Raw genomic sequence first — 24036 nt, 5'->3', positions numbered from 1 at the left:
GAATCGGTTAAAGAGTAAAAGCCACAGTCCACCGGCCCGATGGCCCTCGCACCTCCAGCCACACATTACTGCGCGCTATCTTTGGCACTTGGGATATCCCAACCAACACGCCTATAACATAAGGCATGCTGTTGGCACACACGAGTTACTATTATACACCTAATCTTGACAATGCAATTAATAAAGTTTTAAAACTCTATTTAAGAATTGGACGCACAGGAGCAGACACATCTAAGCTGCGTTTATTGCCAATTTTACTAGGATCATCAATAATCTTGGCAACAATAGCTTTCTTTAACTCAATCTGAGACGAATTGCCCCATATGATAGTTTTTTTAACATCCCCTAATTCTGTTTCGACAGAATCTTGAGTTTTTGCACTAACTTTCGTAACTCTAGCTCGCAAAGATTCCGAAAGTGAACTAACAATTTTTACAGCTTCAAGTACCGCTCTATTATTCAAGCTTCTTTGAACATTTGAAACTTCAATAACAGGTATTCCTTGCGTTGGAACTTGAGCTACGGCATTTAACACGCGACCTTTAGCGTCAACAGCAGTTAATTTATTGCTATCTCGAGTTTTGAGCATTGCTGCAGGACGTTGCGCATGTACAGAAACATGCAAACCATTAGGGAAATTCTTAGAAACTTTTGCTTCAGTTACACCAGGAATATCGTTAAGTTGGTTAATTACTTCTTGAGAAGAAACTAAAAATAGCGATTTACCAACCTGAGTTGACGCAATTGAAGCAATTTTTTGCTCACTCACCCACTCGTTAGAACCAGAAATACTTATATCGTTAGACTTAAGAAGAAAAACTGGCGAGAAGAATAAAAACCAAACAATCGCTGAAACAGAAGCAATCACTGCAAGAATTGCAAGAATTCGTTTAACAGTAAATTGCAAATAAGCAGATTTACGTTCTTTCAAACGCTCTCGAAAATTAATTATTCTAGGACGAGTAATCATTCCAAGAGAACCAGAAGTTTGACTTAAAGTTTTTCTTACAAAATCAAGCTTCGGCAAAAGTCTAGCGTCAACAAACTTACCTTGATGATTTTTTTCATTGATATCAGCTACTCGTATTTGCGATGTGTTTTGGCTGATTATATGCCTTTGAAAACGCTGGTCTTTGCGCAACGACGAAGCAGATCTAGGTTTAGAAATATGAATTTTTTCATCACGCGTTTTTTTGATACTAGATTTTTTTATATTAGATTTTCCGATATTAGATTTCGCACCACGAGCTACACCACTACGCAATTCATTATTAAGCAATTCAGCACTACGAGACGCACTGCTACGAGACGTAATGCTGCTGGATTTATTACTACGGGACTCTTCAGTACGCGCAATATTAAGACTTGAAACGGTACGACGATGCGAATTATTTGCATCAGCATCGTACGATTTGCTTGACCTCACGCGACCCATAATTACCTCTCGTAATAATCTATTTATATTTTAATCGCTTAATTTCAAAGCACTACAATGCTTCTAGCATAACAGACGTCATAGCAGTAATACTTCCTGCACCAACTGTAAGCAGCACATCACCAGATTTTGCACGCGAAGCCAGTTTCAACGCAGCTTCGCGCATATCGTCAACCGCTTCAATTTTTACATCAAGATTCTGCGATTTTGCAGCTTTAACAATAGTTTCAGCATTAATATTTGGAAAATCTTCCTGCTTTTCGCGAGCTGGGAAAATTCCTGTAACAATTACATCGTCTGCAAGAGCCAAAGATTTTGCAAACTCACTAGCAAAAGCCCGCGTTCTGGAGAACAAATGAGGCTGAAACAGCACGCGAAGAGTAGAAGAAGTGTACTTTCTTCGAGCAGCGCGCAATAATGCAGCTATTTCAGTTGGATGGTGAGCATAATCGTCCACAACTGTCACACCATCAACACATCCACGAATATCAAAACGACGAGACGCACCTCGGAAGCTTTCTGCACCACGAGCCGCATCTTCTGGATTCATACCGAGCAATACTGCAGCAACAATCGCTGCAGAAGCATTAAGCGCATTATGCAAACCTGGTATTAACAAGCTAACTTGCACCTTGTTCGAACATTTAGCATGTTCATCCAAAATTTTTTCTGGCAATACAAGCGTAAACATTTCGCGACCACTTACAGCTTGCTCATTTTCATGCTCAATACTTGCGAACATAGCTAATTTTTGTACGCGCGAGCTGAGTTTTAGGCTCCAAGTATCCAAATTACCGTAAGCAATTGTTTTGTTTAAAATATTATCCGGCATAGCTTCAAGTACTTTTCTAGCACCTTCGTCTTCTGCACAAATTATTACGTTATTAACAGCGTGACTTACGTGCTCAACAAATGCTTCTCTGTATCGTCCACTAGAGCCGTAATGATCCAAGTGATCTGCTTCAGCATTTGTTACGATTGCAATACTTGGGCTGTATTTTTCAAAACTTCCGTCAGATTCGTCAGCTTCAGCAACCATAACAATTCCATTGCCAGCATGACCGCCGTCTAAAACTGTTCCGTCTGCGGCTTGAATAGATCCGCCGATTGCGTAGCTTGGATCAGCCAAATCGCCTACTGCAGCCACAGTTAATATATGAGAAAGAAGTGAGCTAGTAGTTGTTTTACCATGCGCTCCAGCAACAGTCACACCAGTTTTTGCAGATAATAATAACGCAAGAATATCGCTGCGATGAACAAGTTTTATGCCGCGCTCATGTGCTGCCATAATCTCCGGATTGCTCGGTTTAATAGCACTTGAATACACGAGTACATCTGCATGCTCAACATGTGAAGCACTTTGTCCAATTTCTACTTCAATACCTAATTCTTCCAAGCGTTGAGTGTGATCATTTGCTTCACGATCGCAACCGCTTACGCTTACTCCCTCTTCATGCAACATTTCTGCCAGAACACTCATTCCAGCTCCGCCAATGCCAATAAAATGCGCTCGCCCTAGTTTTGAAATAGTTTGCGAATCATCAAACGCTGATTTTACTGGGTTTAAATCAATGTTGTTATGAGATGAAGTTGTATTGCTATTAAGATTAGTCATTACTTTCTGCCTTCTTTTGCGATTTCAAGAATACGCTTCGCCATAACGTCTGCAGCATCACGAATACCATAATTCCAAGATTTAGTGCGCATAGCTTGTAATTGCTTTTTGTTTTGCAATAAAGCTAATCCTTCATCTATAAACCACTTCGCATTGAAATCAGCATCATTTACCATTAATGCTCCCCCTGCATTTACTACAGGCTCAGCATTGAAACGCTGCTCGCCGTTGCCAATAGGCAATGGCACGTATACAGCAGGTAAGCCAAGTGCAGAAATTTCTGCAACCGTTCCAGCTCCTGCACGACATATAACTAAATCTGCACAAGCAAAAGCCCAATCAATACGCTCTAAATATTCTGCAATATGATAATCGCCACAACCAGCATGCTCTGGTTTAATATCATTTATTTGCGATTCGCCTACTTGCTTTGCAACTATATTTCGCACTTCTTCCGCTTTTGCGCGACCAGTTAAGTGAATTACTTGCGCATGTTTTAAAATATCTCCTGCTGCTGCAGCAACAGCTTGATTTATGCTTTTTGCACCCAAAGATCCGCCAGTAACAAGAATAATTGGACGTTTAGGGTCAACGCCAAGTTTTTGCGCACCTTCAACGCGAGCGGAATCATAATCTTTTTCTAATCTTTCACACAATTGAGAAATAGCAGGTCTAAGAGGTAAACCAACTCTTTCAACTTTGACACCTTTTCGTGTGCGCAAATCAGTATTCCCATAAACTGTTCCAACAGCATCAGCCCAACTTGCGCCCAAGCGATTTGCCATTCCAGATTTAGCATTCTGCTCGTGAATCACAATAGGAATATGCTGCGCATGAGCTTGAGAATATACTGGAGCAGAAGCATAGCCACCGAAGCCCACTACTATATCTGCTTTTCTAGCGGCTAGTATATTTCGCACTTTGCGTTTTTCGCGCATCCATCGAATTGGAAACTTAATTGCATCTAGATTTGGCTTACGCGGGAACGGCACTTTTTCTATAGTGTCAAGTTCGTACCCTGCATTCGGAACAAGACTTTTTTCCAAACCAACTTCTGTGCCAATTACACTAATTAACGCTTCAGGATTGAGCTTTTTAATAGCGTTTGCGACAGAAAGCAAAGGATTGACATGACCTGCAGTGCCCCCGCCTGCAAGAACAATATGCACTTCATGCTCAATAGCATTATCAAATTTCATTTCACTACCCTTGTTATAACTTTCATATTATAAAAAGTTGTAAATACTTACTACTTCGATATAGTAAGTTGCGGATTGGAACGCATAAGACCATCAGCTACGCCAATTGCGACCAAACACATAACAAGCGAAGAACCACCTGCGGACACAAACGGCATAGGCACTCCCATAACCGGAAGTATTTGCACAACAACAAGAATATTAACTAATCCTTGGCCTACAATCCACGTTGCAATACACATTAATGTGATTGAAATAAATTGCGATTTCGCTTTTAATGCTGAAGATAGTATGCACCAACCAATAATTACGTATAGCAAAATCACTGCTGCTGCAACCAAAAAGCCCATCTCTTCGCCAATAATAGCGAAAATAAAGTCATTGTGAGCGTAAGGCAAATAATTCCATTTTTCACGAGAGTTTCCGATGCCAACGCCTAATAGTCCACCAGAAGCCATTGCATATTGAGCGTGAATTGCTTGGAAACAAACGCCTTTAGCTGATTTTGCATCACATCCGTGCAAAGTAGCAAGAATACGTCGCATACGATTTTGGCTTGTTAAAACCAAAAGAGCAACCATTATGCAAGCAATAAATATGCTTCCAACAAGCCATTTTGTTGGGAATCCACCTAAGTAGAAAGCTATAAGTGCAATAAGAATAATAATTAAAGCAGTACCAAGATCCTTACCTGCAATAACAAGCAACAACGATACGCCAAGTCCTGCTGCTACAGGAATATACGCGCGCATTTGCACACGCTCATATGCTTGTTTTGCAGCAATCAAAGCTACTGGAAGCCAAATACATAATGCAAGTTTTGTAATTTCTGCAGGCTGCAAAGTCATAGGGCCGAAAGCAATCCAACCAGCATTACCATTAACTTCACGTCGTAAACCTGGAACAAATGTTAAGAACTGTGCAATAACAGAAATAATGTAAATAACAGCAACGTATCGTCTATAAACTGTAACTGGAAGTCGAGAAGCGAAAATATAGCCAATTAAGCCTAAAACGCAATACATTGTTTGGTTTACGCCTTGACCCCAAGGTGCAATTCCGTAGGTGATCATAGTTACTGAAGAACTAGAAAACACCATAAATAAGCCGAAAATCGACAGTATAACCACTGATACTCTCATGCCGTATAAGCACCACAGTGGGTTAGTTAAACTGCGCAAGCCAACGTATTTCTTTAATTCTGAATCTTGAGTTTTGCGCTCTAACGAGTTTTTTGAGTAGTCTTTTTTCGAGGAAAATATTCCAGATACAGTATGCGCTAATTTTGCGTATTTGATTGACTTTGCCGGCTTTGCTGTATTTGCTGGCTTTGCTGTATTTGCTGGCTTTACTGTATTTGCTGGTTTCGCTAGCTTTGCTGGTTTCGCTGGTTTCGCAGCTTTCGACTTCTTTACATCTTTTACAAATTTTACAGATTCATTTAAAGAAGAACCTACAGATTTGCCAACTTTAGTAACAGAACTACTTACGGACTTACTTACAGACTTTCCTACAGATTTGCCTAATTCCTTACCCGCTTTGCTTGCATACGCTCCTGCTTTGCTTACGGACTCGCCTACTTTACTTGCTGAAGTTCTAATAGATTTTTTAAAAGATTCAAATTTTTGCTTTTGGGAAGAATGAGAAGAATCTGAATCTGTTTCAATATGATCTTCCATAATAACTTCTGAGACTTTGCACGCTAATGAACGCAAAAACTTTTTAGGCTTATTACTGTTGAATACCATGATTATGCACCCATCGTTGAGATTCTTTAGCAAAACGATTGCCGCGATCGGCGTACGAAACAAATTGATCCATAGAGGCACAAGCAGGAGCAAGCAGAACAACATCACCAGGCTTAGCATAACGCCCAGCAGCTTCTACAGTTTGACGCATAACAGTCTCACCGAATGAAGAATCAGGATTTACAAGCGAAGTATTCTCAACATACTCACAAACTAAGTCATCAACGCAATCATATGATTTAGCGCAAGAACCATCCTGTGAAACAATAGTTACTGGAATGTGAGGAGCTGAACTGTGAAGAGCTTCAACAATTGGACGTTGATCTATTCCAATAACAACAACTGCTTTAATCACATGAAGTTGGTTTGCAATTAAATCTTCAAAATGACCACCTTTAGCTAAACCGCCAGCAATCCAAACAACCGAATTATTAGCAAAACTAGCTAAAGATGCACAAGCAGCATGAGCATTAGTTGCTTTAGAATCATCTACAAATCTAATACAATGCGAAGGATTTTCATCTTCAGACATCAAAGTCGCAACTGTTTGAATGCGATGACCTCCAGGAGCAAACTCGCGTAAAGCACGAACTGAAGAATCTACGTCACCAGTTAAACCTAAAGCTAACGCTAACGCAGTAAGAGCATCAGCTAATAAATGCGGATACACACTGCCATCAGGCTCGCACAGATGTTTTAGCTCACGCAATTCGACAATAGGTTTTAGAGTGCCTTTAGTTCCTCCAGCAACACCGCTGTTATCGACAATCCAACCATCTTTTACGCCAATTTCACCATCTTTAGGCTCTTCTAACGTAAAACCAATCTTTTTACAGCCATCAGCAACTTGTGCACAATCTGCCAATTTGCTTACACGCTCATCTTGAGCATTGTAAACCAAAGCTTTTTGCACATTATTAAATACTTTTGACTTGTCACGAGCGTACGCTTCCATGCCACCATGCCAATCTAAATGATCAGCAGCAATATTAGTAATAGCAGCACAATCAAGAGCTAAAGAATCAGTGAAATGCAATTGGAAAGAGCTTAATTCAACACATAAGGCATCATGCTCACATTCCAAAGCAGCATGTGACACAGACTTTCCAATATTTCCCACAGCTGGAGCATTTAATCCGCAAGCGGTTAGCATTGCAGAAGTCATTTCTGTAGTAGAAGTCTTACCATTTGTGCCAGTAACGCCAATCCAATAAGCAGGTTTATTCGTGCGCTTAGAAGGTACGCGCAAGCGCCATGCTAATTCAACTTCGCTCATTATTGGAATATTGCGCGATGCAGCTTCTTGCAAAAATGGCGTGCGAGGGTTAAATACTGGAGATGTAACAACAGCATCGATTTTAGACCAGTCTATTGCTGAAAAATCATGTATATCGGCATCAGGCTTATTTTCGTCTGCAGTCACAGGCTCAGATCCAACAGCGCACAAAACCTCAGCTGCGCCACGACCAGAAACTCCAAGACCTGCAACTAATACACGCTTAAAAGCAAATGCTTTATCGCTTGTGCACGACTTACAAGTAGATTCAGACGAAACAGATACTTCATTGCCATCGACAATATTCATATTGAAGCCTTCCAATTTTTGAAATTAAATAAGCAAGCCAGAATGCCCTGCCCAATCGGCGTAGAACATCATAAGTGCAGAAAGCACAAACATAAGCTCAATCATCCAGAATCGCACAACAACCTTAGTTTCCGTCCAGCCGAGCAATTCAAAATGATGATGAATAGGAGCCATTTTGAACACACGCTTATGCGTAGCTTTAAAGAATCCAACTTGAATAACGTCACTTGCAGCTTCCATTACAAATAATCCACCCAAAATCACAGCCAAAAACTCTGTGTGAGTTGCAATAGAAAGAGCTGCAAATAATCCGCCTAAAGCCAACGAACCAGTATCTCCCATAAATACTTGAGCAGGATTCGAATTAAACCACAAGAATCCAAAGCAAGCAACAGCAGCACAAACAGCAATAATAGTTAAATCGAGAGGATCAGAAACAGCGTAAGAGAATCCGAAATGACCGCCTCCGCGCACATGGTAGCTTTCCCAGAAAGCAATCAAAGCGTAACCAGCAAAAGCAATCATAGAAGATCCAGAAGCTAAACCATCAAGTCCATCAGTCAAGTTTACAGCGTTAGACCAAGCAGCAATAAGGAAATTAACCCAAACAATAAATACTACAATTCCTACACCGTTGCCGAGTATAGAAAAATCAAAAAATGGTTTTTCAATAAAACTCATTCCAGGTTGAGCGCTAGCAATACCAGATTGAGTTGGCAATAGCAATGACAAAAGCGCGTAAATACTTGCAAAAATAATTTGACCAGTAAACTTCGCATGTACAGAAAGACCAAGATTCTGCTTTTTACGAACCTTAGCAAAATCATCAATAAAGCCAAGCAAACCCATTGAAAGCATTGCAAACAGCACCAAAACAGCAGACCATGAAGGCGAGCGACCAACAGAAACATATCTATAAAGAGCAGAAGCAGCCCAACCTGCTACTACAGCAAAGTTAATAACAACACCGCCCATAGTTGGCGTGCCGCGCTTTACTAAATGAGATTGTGGTCCATCTTGGCGAATGTACTGACCGTAGTGCAAACGATGCACTAAACGAATAAGCAAAGGCGTGCCAACAATCGTAACTACGAGCGACACCACAATTCCTACAATAAGCGCAATCACCGCTTAACCTCCGTTTACTGTTCCGTTTGCTATAATACTTAATTTATTAATTTCACACTTATATTGAGCATCGAGCAGTTAAATATTTGCCCAATGTTCAGCAAGCACACTCAAGCCTGAAGCATGAGAGCCTTTCAATAACACAACACTACTCGGATGCTCGGCCACAATTTTCCAAACAATATCATCAGCCTCATCCGCACTGTGCACAAAGTAGACTGCATCGTGAGAAGAAAGTAGTTTATTATTCCAAGAAGAACGTGCACCTTGAGCAATACAGTGAGCTAATTTATCTAAGTCAGAGTCCGTTTTTGAACCAACAGCAACAACTGCATCGACACTCGAATTTGCCACATATTCTCCAATATTTGTGTGCAATTCATCTTCGTTGCTGCCAAGCTCCAACATAGAACCAAGAACCGCTATACGGAAAGGTTTCGAAGATGCACTACAAGAATCATTTTCATAGGCGCACAAACCATCGATTCCTGCTTTCATAGAATCAGGATTTGCATTAAAGGAATCATCAATAAGTGTAAATTTCTCGTCATTCTTAGAAACTGTACTCAATTGCATGCGATGCGGGCTAATATGCGAAACTTTAGACAGCACAGAAGCAATATCATCTAAAGTCATTCCCAAATATCTAGCAACATTTGCTGCTGCAAGCGCATTCATAACATTATGCTCGCCTTGTATAGCAAGATGCACTTCAATATGATTCATTAGATCAGAAGAATTACTACGTTCAGTGGTAGTAAAAACTGCTTTACCAAAAGAATCTAACTTTATATTACTAGCTGAAAGTTGGTAGTCATCTTTACTAGCTGATTCCAGCAATCCGTTTTTAACATTTCTACCGAACCAGCGCACATGCTTATTTTCTACAAGACAAGACATTGCAGAAACTCGCTTATCGTCGGAATTTAATACTGCTATGCCATGTGGCAAAAGCCCACGCACAATCTCACTTTTTGCTTGCGCAATGCGCTCAACTGAGCCAAATTCACCTAAATGAGCCACACCAACTTTAAGCACTATTGCGAGATCCGGAGGAGCAATATGAGTTAAATTGGCAATTTCGCCAACATGATTAGCTCCCATTTCTGCTATTAAAAATCGAGTATTACTGCCAACTTGCAAAGCAGTAAGAGGCAAACCAATATTATTATTAAAAGATCCAACAGGAGCAACTGTTTCGCCTAGCGTGCTCAACAAAGCCTTCAACATATCTTTCGTTGTTGTTTTGCCAACGGAACCAGTAATACCAATAATAGTGAAAGGTTTGTTAAGATTGCGGCGAAGTTCCAAATTATGTTTAGCTAGCAAGCCCAGCGCTTCTATAGAATTATTCACAACTATTTGATTGAGATTAGTGCCTTCGACAACATGTTCAACAATAGCTACAACAGCTCCAGATTTTTCAGCATTCTTTACATAATCATGACCGTCAACATGTTCACCAACTATAGCTACGAACACAGAACCGTTACGGATTTGACGAGAATCACTAAAAACGGAATTTGCAACTAAATCTGTGTCACAACTATTAAACTCGTGTATTTCCCCATGAACAGCTTTAGCAATTTCGCTTATGCTCATAGGCATCATATCGGCATGATCTAAACTCTCAGCATTGCTGGCACACGAAGTTTCAACACAACTCATAACATCCTCCAAATTAGCCACATAATTAAAAGCTCTTAAACAAAACTCACGCAATTAATTTATTTGAAAACTCGAATGAAATCAGCATAATTCAGTGCAGTTCATGCGAAACTCGCAGCGCACTTTTAATAGTCCCACGACGAACACCAGCAGCTAACACCATTGCAATAGATAATGAAAGATGCCGCTGCACATCATTGCCACCAATTTGATCCGCTAATTCAGCTAATTCGTCAGACTCAGCCGATCTAGTAACACAATAAGCGTGCTCTCTTCCAGAAAAACCATAACGTTGACGCAACGCATAAAAACTCATGCCGGTTGCATATGCCGGGTAAAGCGGTGAAGAAGATGCCTTTGCACTAACTTTCACATTTGAGGCTGCATCTTTAGATTCAGAATTAGTATCAGAACTATCTTTAGACTTAGCATCAGATTGAGAATCAGACCCTGCGCCAGAATTGCTTTCATTCTGAGTTTGCTCAACGCCAAGAACATCAATACTGACGGATTGTAACGCGTTCTTAGCTAAAGTTGCAGAATTAAGTGCAATAACAACAGCTGCAGCACCATCTTCTGCACACACAGATAAAGCATGCTGTACATCTGCAATATTTAAAGGATATTGCAAAGACAATTCGCGCTGCAATGAAGTAGATCCAGCATCACTAATAACACCAACAGGATTACCTAACATATGCAAAAAATCAGCTAATCGCAAAACATTAGCATGGATCTCATCATCATCGTCACCAGCAATCGCAAATATTGCAACGCATGAAGAAGGATCTGCATTAATATCACAAGCAAGCTTGCCCAAAGCAACTGGATTAGCAGAAGAAACAAGCAAAGGCAGACCTAAATCTGCAGCCTCACCACGAAATTCTGGTGAAACTAATGCAGCATATGCCCCAGCATCACGTGCAGCTTCAAGCTGACGACGATCGATATGACCAATTGGCACAAATAATCCACCAGGACGCACATGACGCACATCATGAGCAATAGAAGTAATAGTTACCTCTGAAGCAAACGCAGGAACAACTTCAAAACCATAATTTTTTGCAGCAAAACCTAGCGTCACTCTAATTCTAGAGTATTCATCAACCGCACTCATTGCACACCCTACTTTATAGATAACAACATTGTAATGCGTACACTACCAATTCACAGGAACAGGATTTGTGCGTGGAGAAGAAGCTGGAATATCATACTTTTGCATTAAGAATTCTCCAATAGTTTTGAACAGTGGACCTGCAGTCATACCACCATAAATACCTTGTGGATCACGCAAAACAACTGTTATGACGAAGCGAGGATTATCCGCTGGTATAGCACCCGACCAGTCGCTGATTGTAGAGCTAAGTTTACCATCAGCGCCAGCAACTTCAGCTGTACCACTCTTTGCAGCAACACGATAACCATCGACACCAGCAAATCTGTGATAATGCTCACCAGAATTTTCCAAAGCATTCATCATTTGTGCAGCAACATTTTCATCCAAAACGCGCGTTCCTGCAGGACGAGGAGACTTCGTAACTCTACCATTAGAATCTATAACGGATTTAACTATTGACTGACGCAACCTAACGCCTTTATTTACAATAGTTGCAATCGCATTAGTAAGCTGCAAAGCATTCACAGCATAACCCTGACCAAACAGAACGGTATCTTTCTTACGACCATCCCAAGCTTGAACGCTAGGAAGCAAGCCACAAGATTCTCCTTGCAAATTCAATCCCGAGTACTGACCAAGACCAAATTTATAAAGATACTCATAGCGTTTATCTATCGGATATTTTTCACCAGCCATAACCATACCGACGTTAGAAGATTCCGAAAGAATACCAGCTAATGTCCAACGCTCAACACCATGGCTAACAGCATCATGGAATGCTTGACCGTTCTTATTAAGAGTATTAGGAACAGCAAATTTATCAGTAAGCTTATGCGCACCAGTTTGTAACATTCCAGACATTGAGAAAGCTTTACCAATAGAACCAGGCTCAAAGGTTTGGCTTACAGCTCTAGAAACATTCACCTTAGCTTGCGTTGTTCCAGCTTTAATCTCATCAGTATCTTCCAAAGCAAGTATTTCGCCAGTACGAACATCTTGCACTATTGCAATACCCCAAGTTGCATGATATTTTTTCTTGCCATCAAGCAAAACTTTTTTAACATACCAATCGACATCGCTATCGATTGTGAGCTTAACATCACTTCCGTTGATTGCAGGCTTAGATTCAGTTACAGTACCAGGAATTTTTTCATTTCCTGCATTATTACCTTGATAACGCTGATATCCGTCCACGCCATTCAAAGTTGCATCTTTAGTAAATTCAAGACCTGTAACACCAACCTCGCCTTTACGATCTTTGACATCTTTACGATTAACTTCATCGGCATTAGCAACAGCACCAATAACAGATCCAAGAATAGGACCGCTTGAATATACTCGTTCACTACTGTTCTCTGCATAAATGCACCCCGAAAGATTCAAATCGTCAATAGCGCGTTTCATTGCAGGAGTCACGTTACGTTTTAATAAAACGTAACGACCAACGCCAGCCAGTTTTCCACCAAGTTCTACAGAACTCATGTGCAAAATCGGAGCAAGCAAACGGGCGACCGCCACAGCGCCCGTGCCTTCTACAGGCTTGCCATTAAGCATATGACAGTTATGCTCGGTTTGTTTTGTGCAAGGAGTCGGAACAAAAGCCTGAGCATTAAGTGGATCTCCAATAATATTAAATCGCTCAACACTTTGAGCCAACACAGCACCATTAGCATCAAGTATGCGCCCACGACGTGCAAGAATTGGTCGCACACGACTACGCTCAGCCTGAGCTGCTTGTGCAGTTGAGCGAGCATTAATAATCTGTATAAAACTTAGCTTTACTATTGCACCAACACCAATTAACGCAAAAACAATTGCAATTACGGTGCACTTACGCGCAAATATCTGCTGAGGAGCGAAACGTTGTTTGATTAAGTGGCGCATCAATGTTTCTCCTGTTTTGCTTTCTGTTGATATTGACGATTTTGTTGGTCTTGTTTTTGAGTTTTATTTGAGTTATTTGTTTGTTTTGAGTTATTTGTTTGTTTTGAGTTATTTGTTTGTTTTGAGTTATCGGCTTGTTTTGAGTTATCGGCTTGTTTTTCGTGCTTAGTTTTCTCAGAATGACTATGTTTTCGTTTTGCTGCATAATCACTCAAGTCAATAGAAATAGAACCTTGTTGCGGAACCATTCCCATTCGTTGCGCTCTTGCAGGAAGTTCAGATTCCAAAGTATCTAATTTCGCTTGACGAGCTTCCACATCCTGATGCAAACGAGAAATACGCATCTGTACTGCAGTTTGGTCGAAGGAAATCTCTGCCATTTGCGTACGCAAAAGAAGCGAAGTCAACAACGTAACAACCATAAAAATCACAATAATCATGCAATTCACAAGAGGTACTTTGCGCGTATTGCTCCATGTCATAACCTTGCTGAATCGTTCAAGCACAGCAGAAGATTTACGTTGAGATGGGTTAAACACCGAAGGAGCAGAATTATGTACGTATTCTTTACGAGTCGAATTATCTTTAGTACGACCAGCTGGAGCTGAAGCAGAAGACGCAGAAGAGCGCAAAACACGATTTTGCATGTTCAATACCATGTCAGCGACCTCCTTTTATAGCTTTACGACCAGCCGCCTCATCTTCAAGCCTTGGAATCCAACGCTCCGGGATAGGGCGGCATAATTCGACAGCGCGCAAACGAACTGAAGAAGATCTAGTGTTATGAACAATTTCTTCTTTAGAAGCTTTCATAGCTCCGCGAGTAAGAGCTTTAAAGAACGGCTGAGCATCATCAGGAATAACAGGCATGTTTGCAGGAACATCAACTGTTAATCCTTGATTCATAAAACGTTTTACAGCTGTATCTTCCAACGAATGATAAGATTCAACAACTAAGCGACCATGCTCACGAAGATGTAAAGCAATTTTAGGAAGAGTACGGCTCAATTTATCTAATTCACCGTTCACTTCAATACGCAAAGCTTGGAACACTCGTTTTGCTGGATTTCCAGTAGCGCGATGAGCTTTCGGAATTACAGAGTCAACTAAGCTAACCAACTGACCCGAAGTAGCAATAGGCTCCGTAGCACGAACTTCAACAATACGACGAGCAATAGGAGAAGCAAAACGTTCTTCACCATACTCTCGGAAAATTCTAGTTAATTCTCGAGAATCATAAGTAGCTAAAATCGTTGCGGCAGTAGTTGCTTGCGTCGTATCCATACGCATGTCAAGTGCTGTATCGTGAGAATAAGAAAAACCGCGATCAGTTTCGTCAATTTGCAAACTTGAAAGACCCAAATCCATAAAAGCAGCATCAATACGGTCAATGCTGTTTTCTTGTAGCACTTCATCAATCTCATCGAATGCTGCATGTGCAGGAATAAAACGATTCTCGAGACCTTCGCTGCGCATTCTTTGCGTTGCTAACGAAAGTGCTTCAGAATCACGATCAATACCAATAAGTGTTGCAAAAGGCGCAGCTTTAAGAAAAGCAGTCGCATGACCAGCAAGGCCTAAAGTGCAATCTACTACTATTGCGCCTTTGTGTTGCAAAGAAGGAGTAACTAAATCAACACAATCCTGCAATAATACCGGTGCGTGAATAGCTGTAATATCTTTCATAGCATCAGTCATCACATCACCGCCGGAAGTACATCGTCAGCAATATCTGCATAACCTTGCTCACGATCGGCAAGATATTCTTCCCAAGCAGACTTATTCCAAATCTCTGCACGCGTACCAACACCAATAACAACAATTTGATCGCCCAAATTGGCGTAATCTCTTAACATTGGCGGCACAACAATGCGTCCCTGCTTATCTGGCTCTTCATCAACAGCACCAGAAAGGAACACACGAAGATAATCGCGAGCTGACTTATTGCTCATAGATGTGCGCTGAATTTGCGTTGCCATACGCTGGAACTCAACCATAGGTAGCACGTAAACACAATGCTCCTGACCGCGAGCCATAACAAAACCAGTTCCGAGCTGAGAACGGAATTTTGCAGGAAGTGCAACACGACCTTTATCGTCAATTTTTGGAGTATAAGTGCCTAACAAAATAGGTGTTGCTGGATGAGTTGACACAGCTTCTTGATATTGAGAAGCATAAAAAGGTGCAACTGGCATAGCTGCAGCTTGTGCAGACGAATCAGCAGCGCCGGACGGAGTGGAGGTGAAAACCGGTGCTGGCATATATTGCTGCATTGCTGGCATAACAGTTGAAGGCATACCATAATAACCCTGAATTGACTGCTTAGACTGTACAGGTTGAACAGGCTGAACGTATTGCTGCTGAGACACTTGTGAATCTTGCATTTGCAGTGGCATCTGCGATTGCTGAGAAACATTTGAATCAGCAGCTTGTTGAGCCTGATTTATGGAATGCGAAGAGGAAGAATTGGCGTTATTGCGCGGTTGCTTATCAGCAGCACGACGTGCCATACTCCACCTCCTTAACTCAACATGTACTATGCCATTTACACGTTGTTCACCATTTTACCCCATTCCTCCCCAAAAATCCCCACTTTTTTACAAAATTTTTGATTTTTTTGAAGCAAACCACCAATAGAAAACAAAAGACCCTCACGCAGCGCGACGACCTGCCTGAGCGCTGCGATTTAGCGCGCGAAGGCAACTCGGAGCGCCGAGCTTGCTCAGAGTTGAAAGCACAGTGTGCTTTCACCGCAAGCGAGGTCTGCCTTCGTCTCGATTGACGAAGGCAGGGCAGAGTTGCGTGGTTGCGCTTTAAAAACTAGGTTGTGGTTAGTGTGCGCTGACGACCTGCCTGAGCGCTGCGATTTAGCGCGCGAAGGCAACTCGGAGCGCCGAGCTTGCTCAGAGTTGAAAGCACAGTGTGCTTTCACCGCAAGCGAGGTCTGCCTTCGTCTCGATTGACGAAGGCAGGGCAGAGTTGCGTGGTTGCGCTTTAAAAACTAGGTTGTGGTTAGTGCGCGCTGACGACCTGCTTGAGCGCTGCGATTTAGCGCGCGAAGGCAACTCGGAGCGGAAACTCGCTAAAGTTGGAAGTCCAGTGGACTTCCAACGCGAGTTTCGTAAGCGAGCGCGTAATCCGCGCGAGCGCAATCTGCAGCAGTGTCCCAAAACATCAAACAAAAGGCCCTAACGCAGTACAGTTTCTGCGTTAGGGCCTCTAAAGTACAAAGTCGCTCGCGCTACAAACGCGGCAAATACTTCTCAAGCTCAAAAGGCGTAACCTGACGACGGTACTCTTCCCACTCTTGATGCTTATTGCGCAAGAAGTACTCAAAAGCGTGTTCACCTAATACGCTTGCAACGAAGTCCGAGCGCTCCATAATCTTTAGTGCTTCATCCAAGGATTCCGGCAATGGCTGAATACCCATTGCTTGACGCTCAGCATCAGTAAGCTCCCACACATCGTCGCTAGTTGGATCGCACAAAGTCATTTGCTTTTCAATACCATCCAAACCAGCAGCAAGAAGCACAGAGTAAGCAAGATACGGATTCGCCACAGGATCTAGCGCACGGAATTCCATTCGGCAAGAATTGCCTTTACCAGGCTTGTATTGCGGCACACGCAGAAGTGCAGAACGGTTGCTATGACCCCAGCAAACGTAGCTAGGAGCTTCCGCACCACCCCACAAACGCTTGTAAGAGTTCACGTATTGATCAGTTACAGCACAAATTTCTGAAGCATGATGCAAAATACCAGCCGCAAATTGACGCGCAATAAGAGACATATTAAATTCTTGACCTGCCTCATAAAAAGCGTTCGTGTCACCTTCGAACAAACTCAAATGCGTATGCATACCCGATCCAGGCTGATCAGTTAGCGGCTTTGGCATAAAGCTTGCATACATTCCGCGCTCAAGAGAAATTTCCTTAACTACAGTGCGGAAAGTCATAATATTGTCCGCGGTAGTAAGAGCATCTGCATAACGCAAGTCAATTTCGTTTTGACCAGGACCGCCCTCGTGATGCGAGTATTCTACAGAAATACCCATTTGCTCAAGCATACTAACTGCACTACGACGGAAATCCATAGCCGAACTTCTAGGAACGTGGTCAAAATAGCCACCCTCATCAATCGGCACAGGAGCTTTGGACCAATCATCTTGAGCTTCAAACAAATAAAACTCAATTTCCGGATGAACGTAGAAAGTAAATCCTTTTTCTTTCGCTTTTGCGAGCGCAGTCTTCAAAACGTGACGAGGGTCTCCCAGTGAAGGCTCTCCGTCTGGAGTTAGCACATCGCAGAACATGCGCGCTGTGCCTTCCGGACCTCCATGCCATGGAAGAATTTGGAACGTCGACGGATCCGGCTTCACAATCATATCGTCTTCTAGGACGCGAGTCATGCCTTCTATTGCTGAGCCGTCGAACCCTATTCCCTCTTCAAAAGCTGCTTCTAATTCAGCAGGGGCAATAGCAACGGATTTAAGCGTGCCTAAGACGTCCGTAAACCAGAGTCGAATAAAACGCACGTCTCGCTCTTCAACAGTACGTAGAGCAAACTCTTGTTGTCGATCCATAATAAACCCCTTGGGTATCATCCGGTTGTACGCATAGCCACGCACATATGCATATTCACGTGCAATTGTAGTGTATTATTTCGTATTGCGCTTCATATGTTGAGCTTATCTGCAATGAATTTACGTAATTGTAATGAAATTTCTACTTTCTAACGCAACTTCTTCAATTTAATATGCCAATTAATTGCTTAATTATTTTTACTTTCTTTTGCCATATTTTTGGAATAGCTCGTACGCGTTCGCATCGCTCAAATCGTCACTATTGAACATTTCTATATTTTGTTTCGAAATAGTTTCAACTGTTTCCATGCCAATAGCTAAATCTTCTACTGTACGCGACCACACAGCTAATGCCATAGGCGCAACTATTTCTTGCGGTTCGCAATTATATTCGTAAACTTTTGCAGTTAATTTATCAGCTCTATTTGTAATGAGCATAACATCCATTCCACGGAAGAAATCAACAAATTTTTGCACTGCTTCTTCCGGCTCATTGCCGTCCAAATTTTTTAATACTGCAACAGCACCTTGCTCTTCATCGAAGCATCGTGCTGAAACACTAGCCATTTTGCAAAAAGCAGCTAGTAACTGAGCAGGCTGCACATACGTAATCATTAACGCAACTTTTGCTTTATTTCCAAGCAAACCTTGCAAATCTTCTTCAAAATTAGCTTCTTCAATATTGCGCATAGCTTGATCAAGAAAATCATTTTCTTGATTATCGTCGCTTTTTTGGTTATTTTCTAAATTTTCGCTATTTAAATTTTCCTGCGACTCTTCTTTAAATTCACGTTCAAATCCAGCGAGCGCATTATCTAATTCCGCATCAGTAAAAGAAGTGCGCACAGAATCGTCATTGTTACGCTCACCATCATTTTTACGCTTATCGTCACTGTTACGCTCGTCACCGTTGTTTAACATATTCGTTATTTCCTCCTCTTTCAATGTAATTTCTTAAAGCATACCTAGTTTTATATTTTATCAAATCAGTAGTGCATATTTTCTACGCACTAGGCAAACAACTAGATCCAAAAACGATTTTCATTTCAGCAAACAAAGAAGTATCTCGCTTTACACGGAAACGATCTCCAAAAGTAAGAACTTGTGCCTTGCCTGTATCGTCGACAAGAGCCAAGCGCACTTCACAGCAGCCTGGATGTCGGCTCAAAATATTACTTAATTGCGCAACACGACCTTTATCTAGAACTTTACGAGGAATAACAACTGTTAAAGGTCTCTCATCCACTGATTCAAGAGTTGGTATTTCAAACTCTGTAGCACGCATGGAAACAGTTTCATCACGCACTTCAACTTGTCCACGAATACGCACAACTTGATCAATTGCAAGTTCTTGCGCTGAAGCTTCGTACACTTTGCCAAAGAACATGCATTGTATTGAACTTTCCATGTCTTCAACTGTGACAATCGCCCAAGCATTACCTTTTCGAGACACTCGCCTATCTACGCTCGTAACTAGGCCTGCAATAGTTACTTGCTGACCGTCGCTCATAGTTCTTGCTCTGTCGATCAGTTGAGCGATTGACATCTCACGTAAATCTGCCAAAACTGCAGACAATCCGCTTAGTGGATGATCAGAAACGTACAATCCAAGCATTTCTCGCTCAAAATTAAGCTTTGTCTTTTTATCCCACTCTTCAACATCAGGTACAGTAATTTGCATATCTCCCATACCGTTGTCGTCATCCGAGTCAGAAGACGAATCAAGATCAGCAAATAAATCAAACTGACCCTCTGCCTGCTTGCGCTTAAGCGCAATCACAGAATCAATTGCAGGATCACAAATTTGAAACAGCGCACGACGATTTGAATCAATAGAATCAAAAGCTCCAGCTTTAATAAGCGACTCTACTAAACGTCGATTAAGTGCACTAATAGGAACACGTTGTACAAAATCCATAAAGTTTACGAAACGTCCGCGCTCACCTTCACGCTCAGTAATAATATCGTTTACTGCTTTGTCTCCAACGTTACGAATAGCACCCAAACCAAAGCGCACAACATCTCCAACTGCAGAATACTCAAGAACAGACTCGTTTACATCAGGTTGCAAAACTTGAATACCCATGCGCCTTGCCTCGCCCAAGTACAGTGCAGTTTTGTCTTTATTCGTACGTTCGTTTTGAAGCAAAGCTGCCATAAATTCCACAGGATAATGCGTTTTTAGGTATGCAGTCCAGTAAGAAATCAAGCCATAAGCTGCAGAGTGAGCTTTATTAAACGCGTAACCAGAGAACGGAACCAAAACATCCCACACAGCTTGTGCAGCTTCTTCAGAATATCCGTGAGCTTTCATACCTTCAAAGAATGGCACCTGCTCTTTTGCCAGCACTTCCGGCTTTTTCTTGCCCATTGCTCGACGTAACACATCTGCTTTACCAAGACTGTATCCTGCTAAAATACGCGCTGCAGACTGCACCTGCTCCTGGTAAACAATCAAACCGTAAGTTTCGTCCAGAACTTCCTTTAACGGCTCAGCAACTTCTGGATGAATAGGGATAATATCTTGCAAACCATTCTTGCGCTTAGCATAATTCGTATGCGAATCCATATCCATAGGACCAGGCCTGTAAAGTGCAATCAAAGCCGAAATATCATTGAAATTATCCGGTTTCAAAGTACGTAGAAGCGCACGCATACCGTCGGAATCAAGCTGAAAAACGCCTAAAGTATCACCCCTAGAAAGCAGTTGATAAGTAGCTTTATCGTCTAACGGAATCTTAGTATAATCAATCGGATCCTTCCCATTATTTTCGATATTTCGCAAAGTATCGCGAATAACTGTCAAGTTGGAAAGACCCAAAAAGTCCATTTTTACAAGACCGAGCGTTTCACAAGTGTGATACTCAAAAGTTGTAGTAATAGTACCGTCAGTGCGCTCTAAAAGTGGCGAAGTGTTTGTGATTGGCTCCGAGCCCATGATTGTTGCACAAGCATGCACACCTGTTTGACGAATCAAACCTTCAATGCCCTTAGCTTCTTCCGTAATGCGATGAGTATCTGGATCCGTGTCGTACATTTCGCGAAACTCGCGCGCTTCAGCGTAACGCTTTGATTTTTCGTCGAAAATATCGTGCAAGCTCATATCTTTGCCGTTTTTAGCAGGAGGAAGAACTTTCGTAATTTTTTCGCCTACTGAAAACTCGTAGCCCATAATACGCGCAGAATCTTTAAGAGCTTGCTTCGTTTTAATAGTTCCGTAAATAACGCACTGAGCAACTTTATCTCTACCGTATTTTTCGCCCACGTATTCAAGAACTTTGGCCCTGCCATCCGGGTCAAAATCAACATCAATATCAGGCAAGGATACGCGCTCCGGGTTTAAGAAGCGTTCAAAAATCAGACCATGCTTCATAGGATCAAGCTCTGTGATGCCCATTGCGTACGCAACCATAGCGCCTGCAGCAGAACCACGACCAGGACCTACCATTACACCATGCGCTTTAGCCCAATTAATATAATCTGCAACAACTAAAAAGTATCCGCAGAATTGCATTTGGCAAATCACACCGCACTCGTAATCAGCCTGCTTTAAAACTTCCATTGGAATGTTGTTATTGTAACGACGCTCCAAACCTTCCTCGACTTTTTTAAGGAATAGCGAAGTCTCATCCCAACCTTCCGGGCAGTCAAATTGCGGCATAAAAGCGCCATCTTCGCCGTCGTCGAACATAACATTGCATCGACGAGCAATCTCAAGCGTGTTATCGCAAGCTTCTGGAAATTCTTTAAAAAGCTCACGCATTTGCTCAGCGGACTTCAAATAGTATCCTGAACCGTCAAACTTAAAACGGTCAGGATCGTCCAAGCGCGAGCCGGAATTAATGCAAAGCATAGCATCTTGCGCTTCACGATCTTCTTCATGAACGTAATGCAAATCGTTTGTTGCAAGAAGAGGTGCGTTAAGTTTTTTTGCAATTTCAAGCAAGTCTTTAGTTACGCGCGTTTCAATAGAAAGCCCGTGATTCATAAGCTCGATAAAGAAATTGTCACGCCCGAAAATATCTTGAAACTCACCAGCTGCTCGTAAAGCCTCTTTGAACTGACCTAAGCGAAGACGCGTCTGGATAATTCCAGAAGGGCATCCTGAAGACGCAATTACACCTTTTGAGTAGGTTGAAAGCACGTCTTTATCCATACGTGGGTAGCGCATAACTCTACCCTCAAGATTCGCCACAGACGAAGCTTTAAGAAGATTTGTTAAGCCAGTATCGTTTTCCGCCCACAAAGTCATATGCGTAATTAAACCGCCGCCAGAAACGTCATCTGCACGCTGATCTTCCGTGCCCCAATGCACGCGACTTTTGTCTTGTCTTGCTGTTTCAGGAGTAACATACGCTTCTATGCCAATAATTGGCTTAATCCCAGCTTTTACAGCCGTACTCCACATTTCGTACGCGCCGTGCATGTTGCCATGATCCGTAATAGCTACAGCCGGCATACCTAATTCTTTAGCGCGCGCTACTAAATCAGGTATTTTTGACGCACCATCTAGAAGTGAATAATGCGTGTGATTGTGCAAATGTACGAAGTTGGTTTCCGGCTGAGTCATAAAAGATATTCTATAAGCGAAAGTTGACTGAAAAAATGCAAAAACGTTACTTTAATAATGCTCGCATAGCTTCTAACGCGTGTTGCAAATCAAGAGGATAATGCGACTTAACCGTCACTGATTTACCCGTGCGAGGATGTGTAAAAGTAAGTTCCATAGAATGCAACCATTGACGTTGCAACCCAAGTTTTTGAGCCAAAACTGGGTTCGCTCCATACATTGAATCCCCAACCAAAGGGTGACCTATAGACGAAAAATGGACGCGTATTTGATGTGTACGACCAGTTTCCAAATTAACGCTTACTAACGTTGCTTGACTAAAACGCTCAAGCACATCCCAGTGCGTAACAGCAGGCTTGCCGTCAGAAGTAATAGTAAAACGAAAATCAGATACTTTTGCGCGACCTATAGGAGCATCAATAGTAGCTTTATCTTGCGCTAAATCTCCTTGAACAAGCGCATGATACGTTTTTTTAACGATATGCTTTGCAAACTGATTTTTCATTACTTCATAAGCAAAATCTGTTTTACAAACTAGCATTAATCCGCTTGTTCCAACGTCTAATCTGCTTACGATTCCTTTGCGCGATTCGTCGCACAGCGTTGTTTTTATATCTATTCCAACAGCTTCTAGGCATTCTGGAACTGTCGGCCCACTCCATCCCTTTGCTGCGTGAGAGGCAACTCCAACAGGCTTATCTATTACAACAACATCGTCGTCGTTGTAAATAATTGGAATATTACATACAGAAGATTCATTATTTTGCTCTTCTTTTTGTTCTGCACTTTCTTTTTGATCGACAACAATCGTATCGCCATCTTGCAAAATGGAGGATTTTTGCGATTTTCTACCTAAGATTTTCGCTTGGTTACGCTCAATAAGAGATATCGCACTTGCACGCGAAACTCCCATTAGTTTTGATAAGCAAACATCAAATCTGCAGCCGGAAAATTGGCTTGTAACGTTAAAGCAAATATCACTCATCGGCATGCCCGAAAAGAGGAATCCCAATCAAAATAAGGCATACAACTGCGATTCCTGCAAACATAAGCTCAATATCTGCAACATTCCCAACAGACCAACCGTAGTTTATAAAATCTACGACTTTGCCATTCAAAAAACCTTGAGCATATTGCGCTCTATCAATGAGGTTTCCGAAAGCTCCAGCAAACGCTAGAGCAAACGCAATAGTCCAATACAAAGATTTTGTGTGCTTAATAGCCGCTATCATGGCACCACAAGCAGCACAAGCTAATACGCTAATAACCCACGTAAAAGAAGAACCTAAGCCAAATGATGCTCCAGGATTTCGTACAAGAGTTAAAGAAAGCAAGTGCGGCACAAGCTCAATGTTTTTCCCGTCACTAAGCGTCGCCAAAGCCCAAAGTTTTGTTATGCGATCTAGCACAACACCAATAAAAACAATTAGTGCAAAAACGGCTACGCGAGTACGTAGCCGTTTCACACGCACATCTCTATGCGTCAATATTTATCCGATCTTTAGTAA

Annotated in this window: 17 protein-coding genes; all 17 read right to left on the bottom strand. The window is 41.9% G+C overall.

All coding sequences use genetic code 11. The annotated features are described in order from the left end of the window. Positions 1 to 196: 196 nt before the first annotated feature. Positions 197 to 1435: a cell division protein FtsQ/DivIB gene (locus HXT32_RS01425; protein WP_064621565.1), complete on the bottom strand. Its 1239-nt coding sequence runs from the start codon at positions 1433 to 1435 to the stop codon at positions 197 to 199. Between the two features lie 52 nt (positions 1436 to 1487). Further along, positions 1488 to 3050 (bottom strand): UDP-N-acetylmuramate--L-alanine ligase, encoded by a 1563-nt coding sequence (gene murC, locus HXT32_RS01420; RefSeq protein WP_064621566.1) that lies wholly within the window; start codon positions 3048 to 3050, stop codon positions 1488 to 1490. After that, positions 3050 to 4249 (bottom strand): UDP-N-acetylglucosamine--N-acetylmuramyl-(pentapeptide) pyrophosphoryl-undecaprenol N-acetylglucosamine transferase, encoded by a 1200-nt coding sequence (locus tag HXT32_RS01415; RefSeq protein WP_064621567.1) that lies wholly within the window; start codon positions 4247 to 4249, stop codon positions 3050 to 3052. Before HXT32_RS01415 ends, murC begins: the two co-directional genes overlap by 1 nt. Positions 4250 to 4299: 50 nt before the next feature. Next, positions 4300 to 5511, bottom strand: coding sequence for a peptidoglycan glycosyltransferase FtsW (locus HXT32_RS01410; protein ID WP_233186349.1), 1212 nt, complete (start codon positions 5509 to 5511; stop codon positions 4300 to 4302). A gap of 469 nt (positions 5512 to 5980) precedes the next feature. Beyond that, positions 5981 to 7582 (bottom strand): UDP-N-acetylmuramoyl-L-alanine--D-glutamate ligase, encoded by a 1602-nt coding sequence (murD, locus tag HXT32_RS01405; RefSeq protein ID WP_064621569.1) that lies wholly within the window; start codon positions 7580 to 7582, stop codon positions 5981 to 5983. Between the two features lie 24 nt (positions 7583 to 7606). Continuing rightward, entirely contained in the window at positions 7607 to 8710 is a 1104-nt protein-coding gene (mraY, locus tag HXT32_RS01400; RefSeq protein WP_004108513.1) for a phospho-N-acetylmuramoyl-pentapeptide-transferase, read from the bottom strand. Between the two features lie 78 nt (positions 8711 to 8788). Next, on the bottom strand, positions 8789 to 10378 hold the full coding sequence (locus HXT32_RS01395; protein ID WP_033888465.1) for a UDP-N-acetylmuramoyl-tripeptide--D-alanyl-D-alanine ligase: 1590 nt from the start codon (positions 10376 to 10378) through the stop codon (positions 8789 to 8791). 91 nt (positions 10379 to 10469) lie between these two features. After that, complete coding sequence (locus HXT32_RS01390; protein WP_004108517.1) at positions 10470 to 11495, bottom strand: hypothetical protein; 1026 nt, start codon at positions 11493 to 11495, stop codon at positions 10470 to 10472. 42 nt (positions 11496 to 11537) lie between these two features. Then, positions 11538 to 13379, bottom strand: coding sequence for a peptidoglycan D,D-transpeptidase FtsI family protein (locus tag HXT32_RS01385; protein WP_415693073.1), 1842 nt, complete (start codon positions 13377 to 13379; stop codon positions 11538 to 11540). Then, positions 13379 to 14038 carry a hypothetical protein gene (locus HXT32_RS01380; protein WP_285089469.1) on the bottom strand — a complete coding sequence of 220 codons (660 nt, stop codon included), beginning with the start codon at positions 14036 to 14038 and terminating at the stop codon, positions 13379 to 13381. The genes HXT32_RS01385 and HXT32_RS01380 overlap by 1 nt, the downstream gene beginning before the upstream one ends. Position 14039: 1 nt before the next feature. Beyond that, positions 14040 to 15065 carry a 16S rRNA (cytosine(1402)-N(4))-methyltransferase RsmH gene (gene rsmH / locus HXT32_RS01375; RefSeq protein WP_033888517.1) on the bottom strand — a complete coding sequence of 342 codons (1026 nt, stop codon included), beginning with the start codon at positions 15063 to 15065 and terminating at the stop codon, positions 14040 to 14042. Between the two features lie 11 nt (positions 15066 to 15076). Continuing rightward, positions 15077 to 15889: a division/cell wall cluster transcriptional repressor MraZ gene (gene mraZ / locus HXT32_RS01370; RefSeq protein ID WP_004108525.1), complete on the bottom strand. Its 813-nt coding sequence runs from the start codon at positions 15887 to 15889 to the stop codon at positions 15077 to 15079. Between the two features lie 731 nt (positions 15890 to 16620). After that, a complete protein-coding gene (gene glnA, locus HXT32_RS01365; protein WP_004107357.1) occupies positions 16621 to 17958 on the bottom strand; it encodes a type I glutamate--ammonia ligase in 1338 nt (445 codons plus the stop codon). 198 nt (positions 17959 to 18156) lie between these two features. Next, positions 18157 to 18879 (bottom strand): hypothetical protein, encoded by a 723-nt coding sequence (locus HXT32_RS01360; protein WP_004108527.1) that lies wholly within the window; start codon positions 18877 to 18879, stop codon positions 18157 to 18159. Positions 18880 to 18961: 82 nt separating this feature from the next. Further along, positions 18962 to 22528 carry a DNA polymerase III subunit alpha gene (dnaE, locus tag HXT32_RS01355; RefSeq protein ID WP_012914404.1) on the bottom strand — a complete coding sequence of 1189 codons (3567 nt, stop codon included), beginning with the start codon at positions 22526 to 22528 and terminating at the stop codon, positions 18962 to 18964. 46 nt (positions 22529 to 22574) lie between these two features. Further along, a complete protein-coding gene (locus HXT32_RS01350; protein WP_422119007.1) occupies positions 22575 to 23513 on the bottom strand; it encodes an RluA family pseudouridine synthase in 939 nt (312 codons plus the stop codon). Next, positions 23506 to 24000, bottom strand: coding sequence for a signal peptidase II (locus HXT32_RS01345; RefSeq protein ID WP_033888518.1), 495 nt, complete (start codon positions 23998 to 24000; stop codon positions 23506 to 23508). Before HXT32_RS01345 ends, HXT32_RS01350 begins: the two co-directional genes overlap by 8 nt. Positions 24001 to 24036: the final 36 nt, after the last annotated feature.

The sequence above is a fragment of the Gardnerella sp. DNF00747 genome (assembly GCF_049262675.1).
GTDB classification, from domain to species: Bacteria; Actinomycetota; Actinomycetes; order Actinomycetales; family Bifidobacteriaceae; genus Bifidobacterium; species Bifidobacterium swidsinskii.
Note: the sequence above shows the minus strand (reverse complement) of the source record. Positions and strands in the feature narration are given on the sequence as shown.

Excerpts from the sequence above, each read along its gene's own strand:
- HXT32_RS01385 (WP_415693073.1), bottom strand. The coding sequence starts at position 13,379 with ATGCGCCACTTAATCAAACAACGTTTCGCTCCTCAGCAGATATTTGCG.
- HXT32_RS01360 (WP_004108527.1), bottom strand. The coding sequence starts at position 18,879 with ATGTTAAACAACGGTGACGAGCGTAACAGTGACGATAAGCGTAAAAAT.
- murC (WP_064621566.1), bottom strand. The coding sequence starts at position 3,050 with ATGACTAATCTTAATAGCAATACAACTTCATCTCATAACAACATTGAT.
- HXT32_RS01415 (WP_064621567.1), bottom strand. The coding sequence starts at position 4,249 with ATGAAATTTGATAATGCTATTGAGCATGAAGTGCATATTGTTCTTGCA.
- HXT32_RS01380 (WP_285089469.1), bottom strand. The coding sequence starts at position 14,038 with ATGGTATTGAACATGCAAAATCGTGTTTTGCGCTCTTCTGCGTCTTCT.
- mraZ (WP_004108525.1), bottom strand. The coding sequence starts at position 15,889 with ATGGCACGTCGTGCTGCTGATAAGCAACCGCGCAATAACGCCAATTCT.
- HXT32_RS01390 (WP_004108517.1), bottom strand. The coding sequence starts at position 11,495 with ATGAGTGCGGTTGATGAATACTCTAGAATTAGAGTGACGCTAGGTTTT.
- glnA (WP_004107357.1), bottom strand. The coding sequence starts at position 17,958 with ATGGATCGACAACAAGAGTTTGCTCTACGTACTGTTGAAGAGCGAGAC.
- HXT32_RS01395 (WP_033888465.1), bottom strand. The coding sequence starts at position 10,378 with ATGAGTTGTGTTGAAACTTCGTGTGCCAGCAATGCTGAGAGTTTAGAT.
- rsmH (WP_033888517.1), bottom strand. The coding sequence starts at position 15,065 with ATGAAAGATATTACAGCTATTCACGCACCGGTATTATTGCAGGATTGT.
- dnaE (WP_012914404.1), bottom strand. The coding sequence starts at position 22,528 with ATGACTCAGCCGGAAACCAACTTCGTACATTTGCACAATCACACGCAT.
- HXT32_RS01425 (WP_064621565.1), bottom strand. The coding sequence starts at position 1,435 with ATGGGTCGCGTGAGGTCAAGCAAATCGTACGATGCTGATGCAAATAAT.
- HXT32_RS01350 (WP_422119007.1), bottom strand. The coding sequence starts at position 23,513 with ATGAGTGATATTTGCTTTAACGTTACAAGCCAATTTTCCGGCTGCAGA.
- murD (WP_064621569.1), bottom strand. The coding sequence starts at position 7,582 with ATGAATATTGTCGATGGCAATGAAGTATCTGTTTCGTCTGAATCTACT.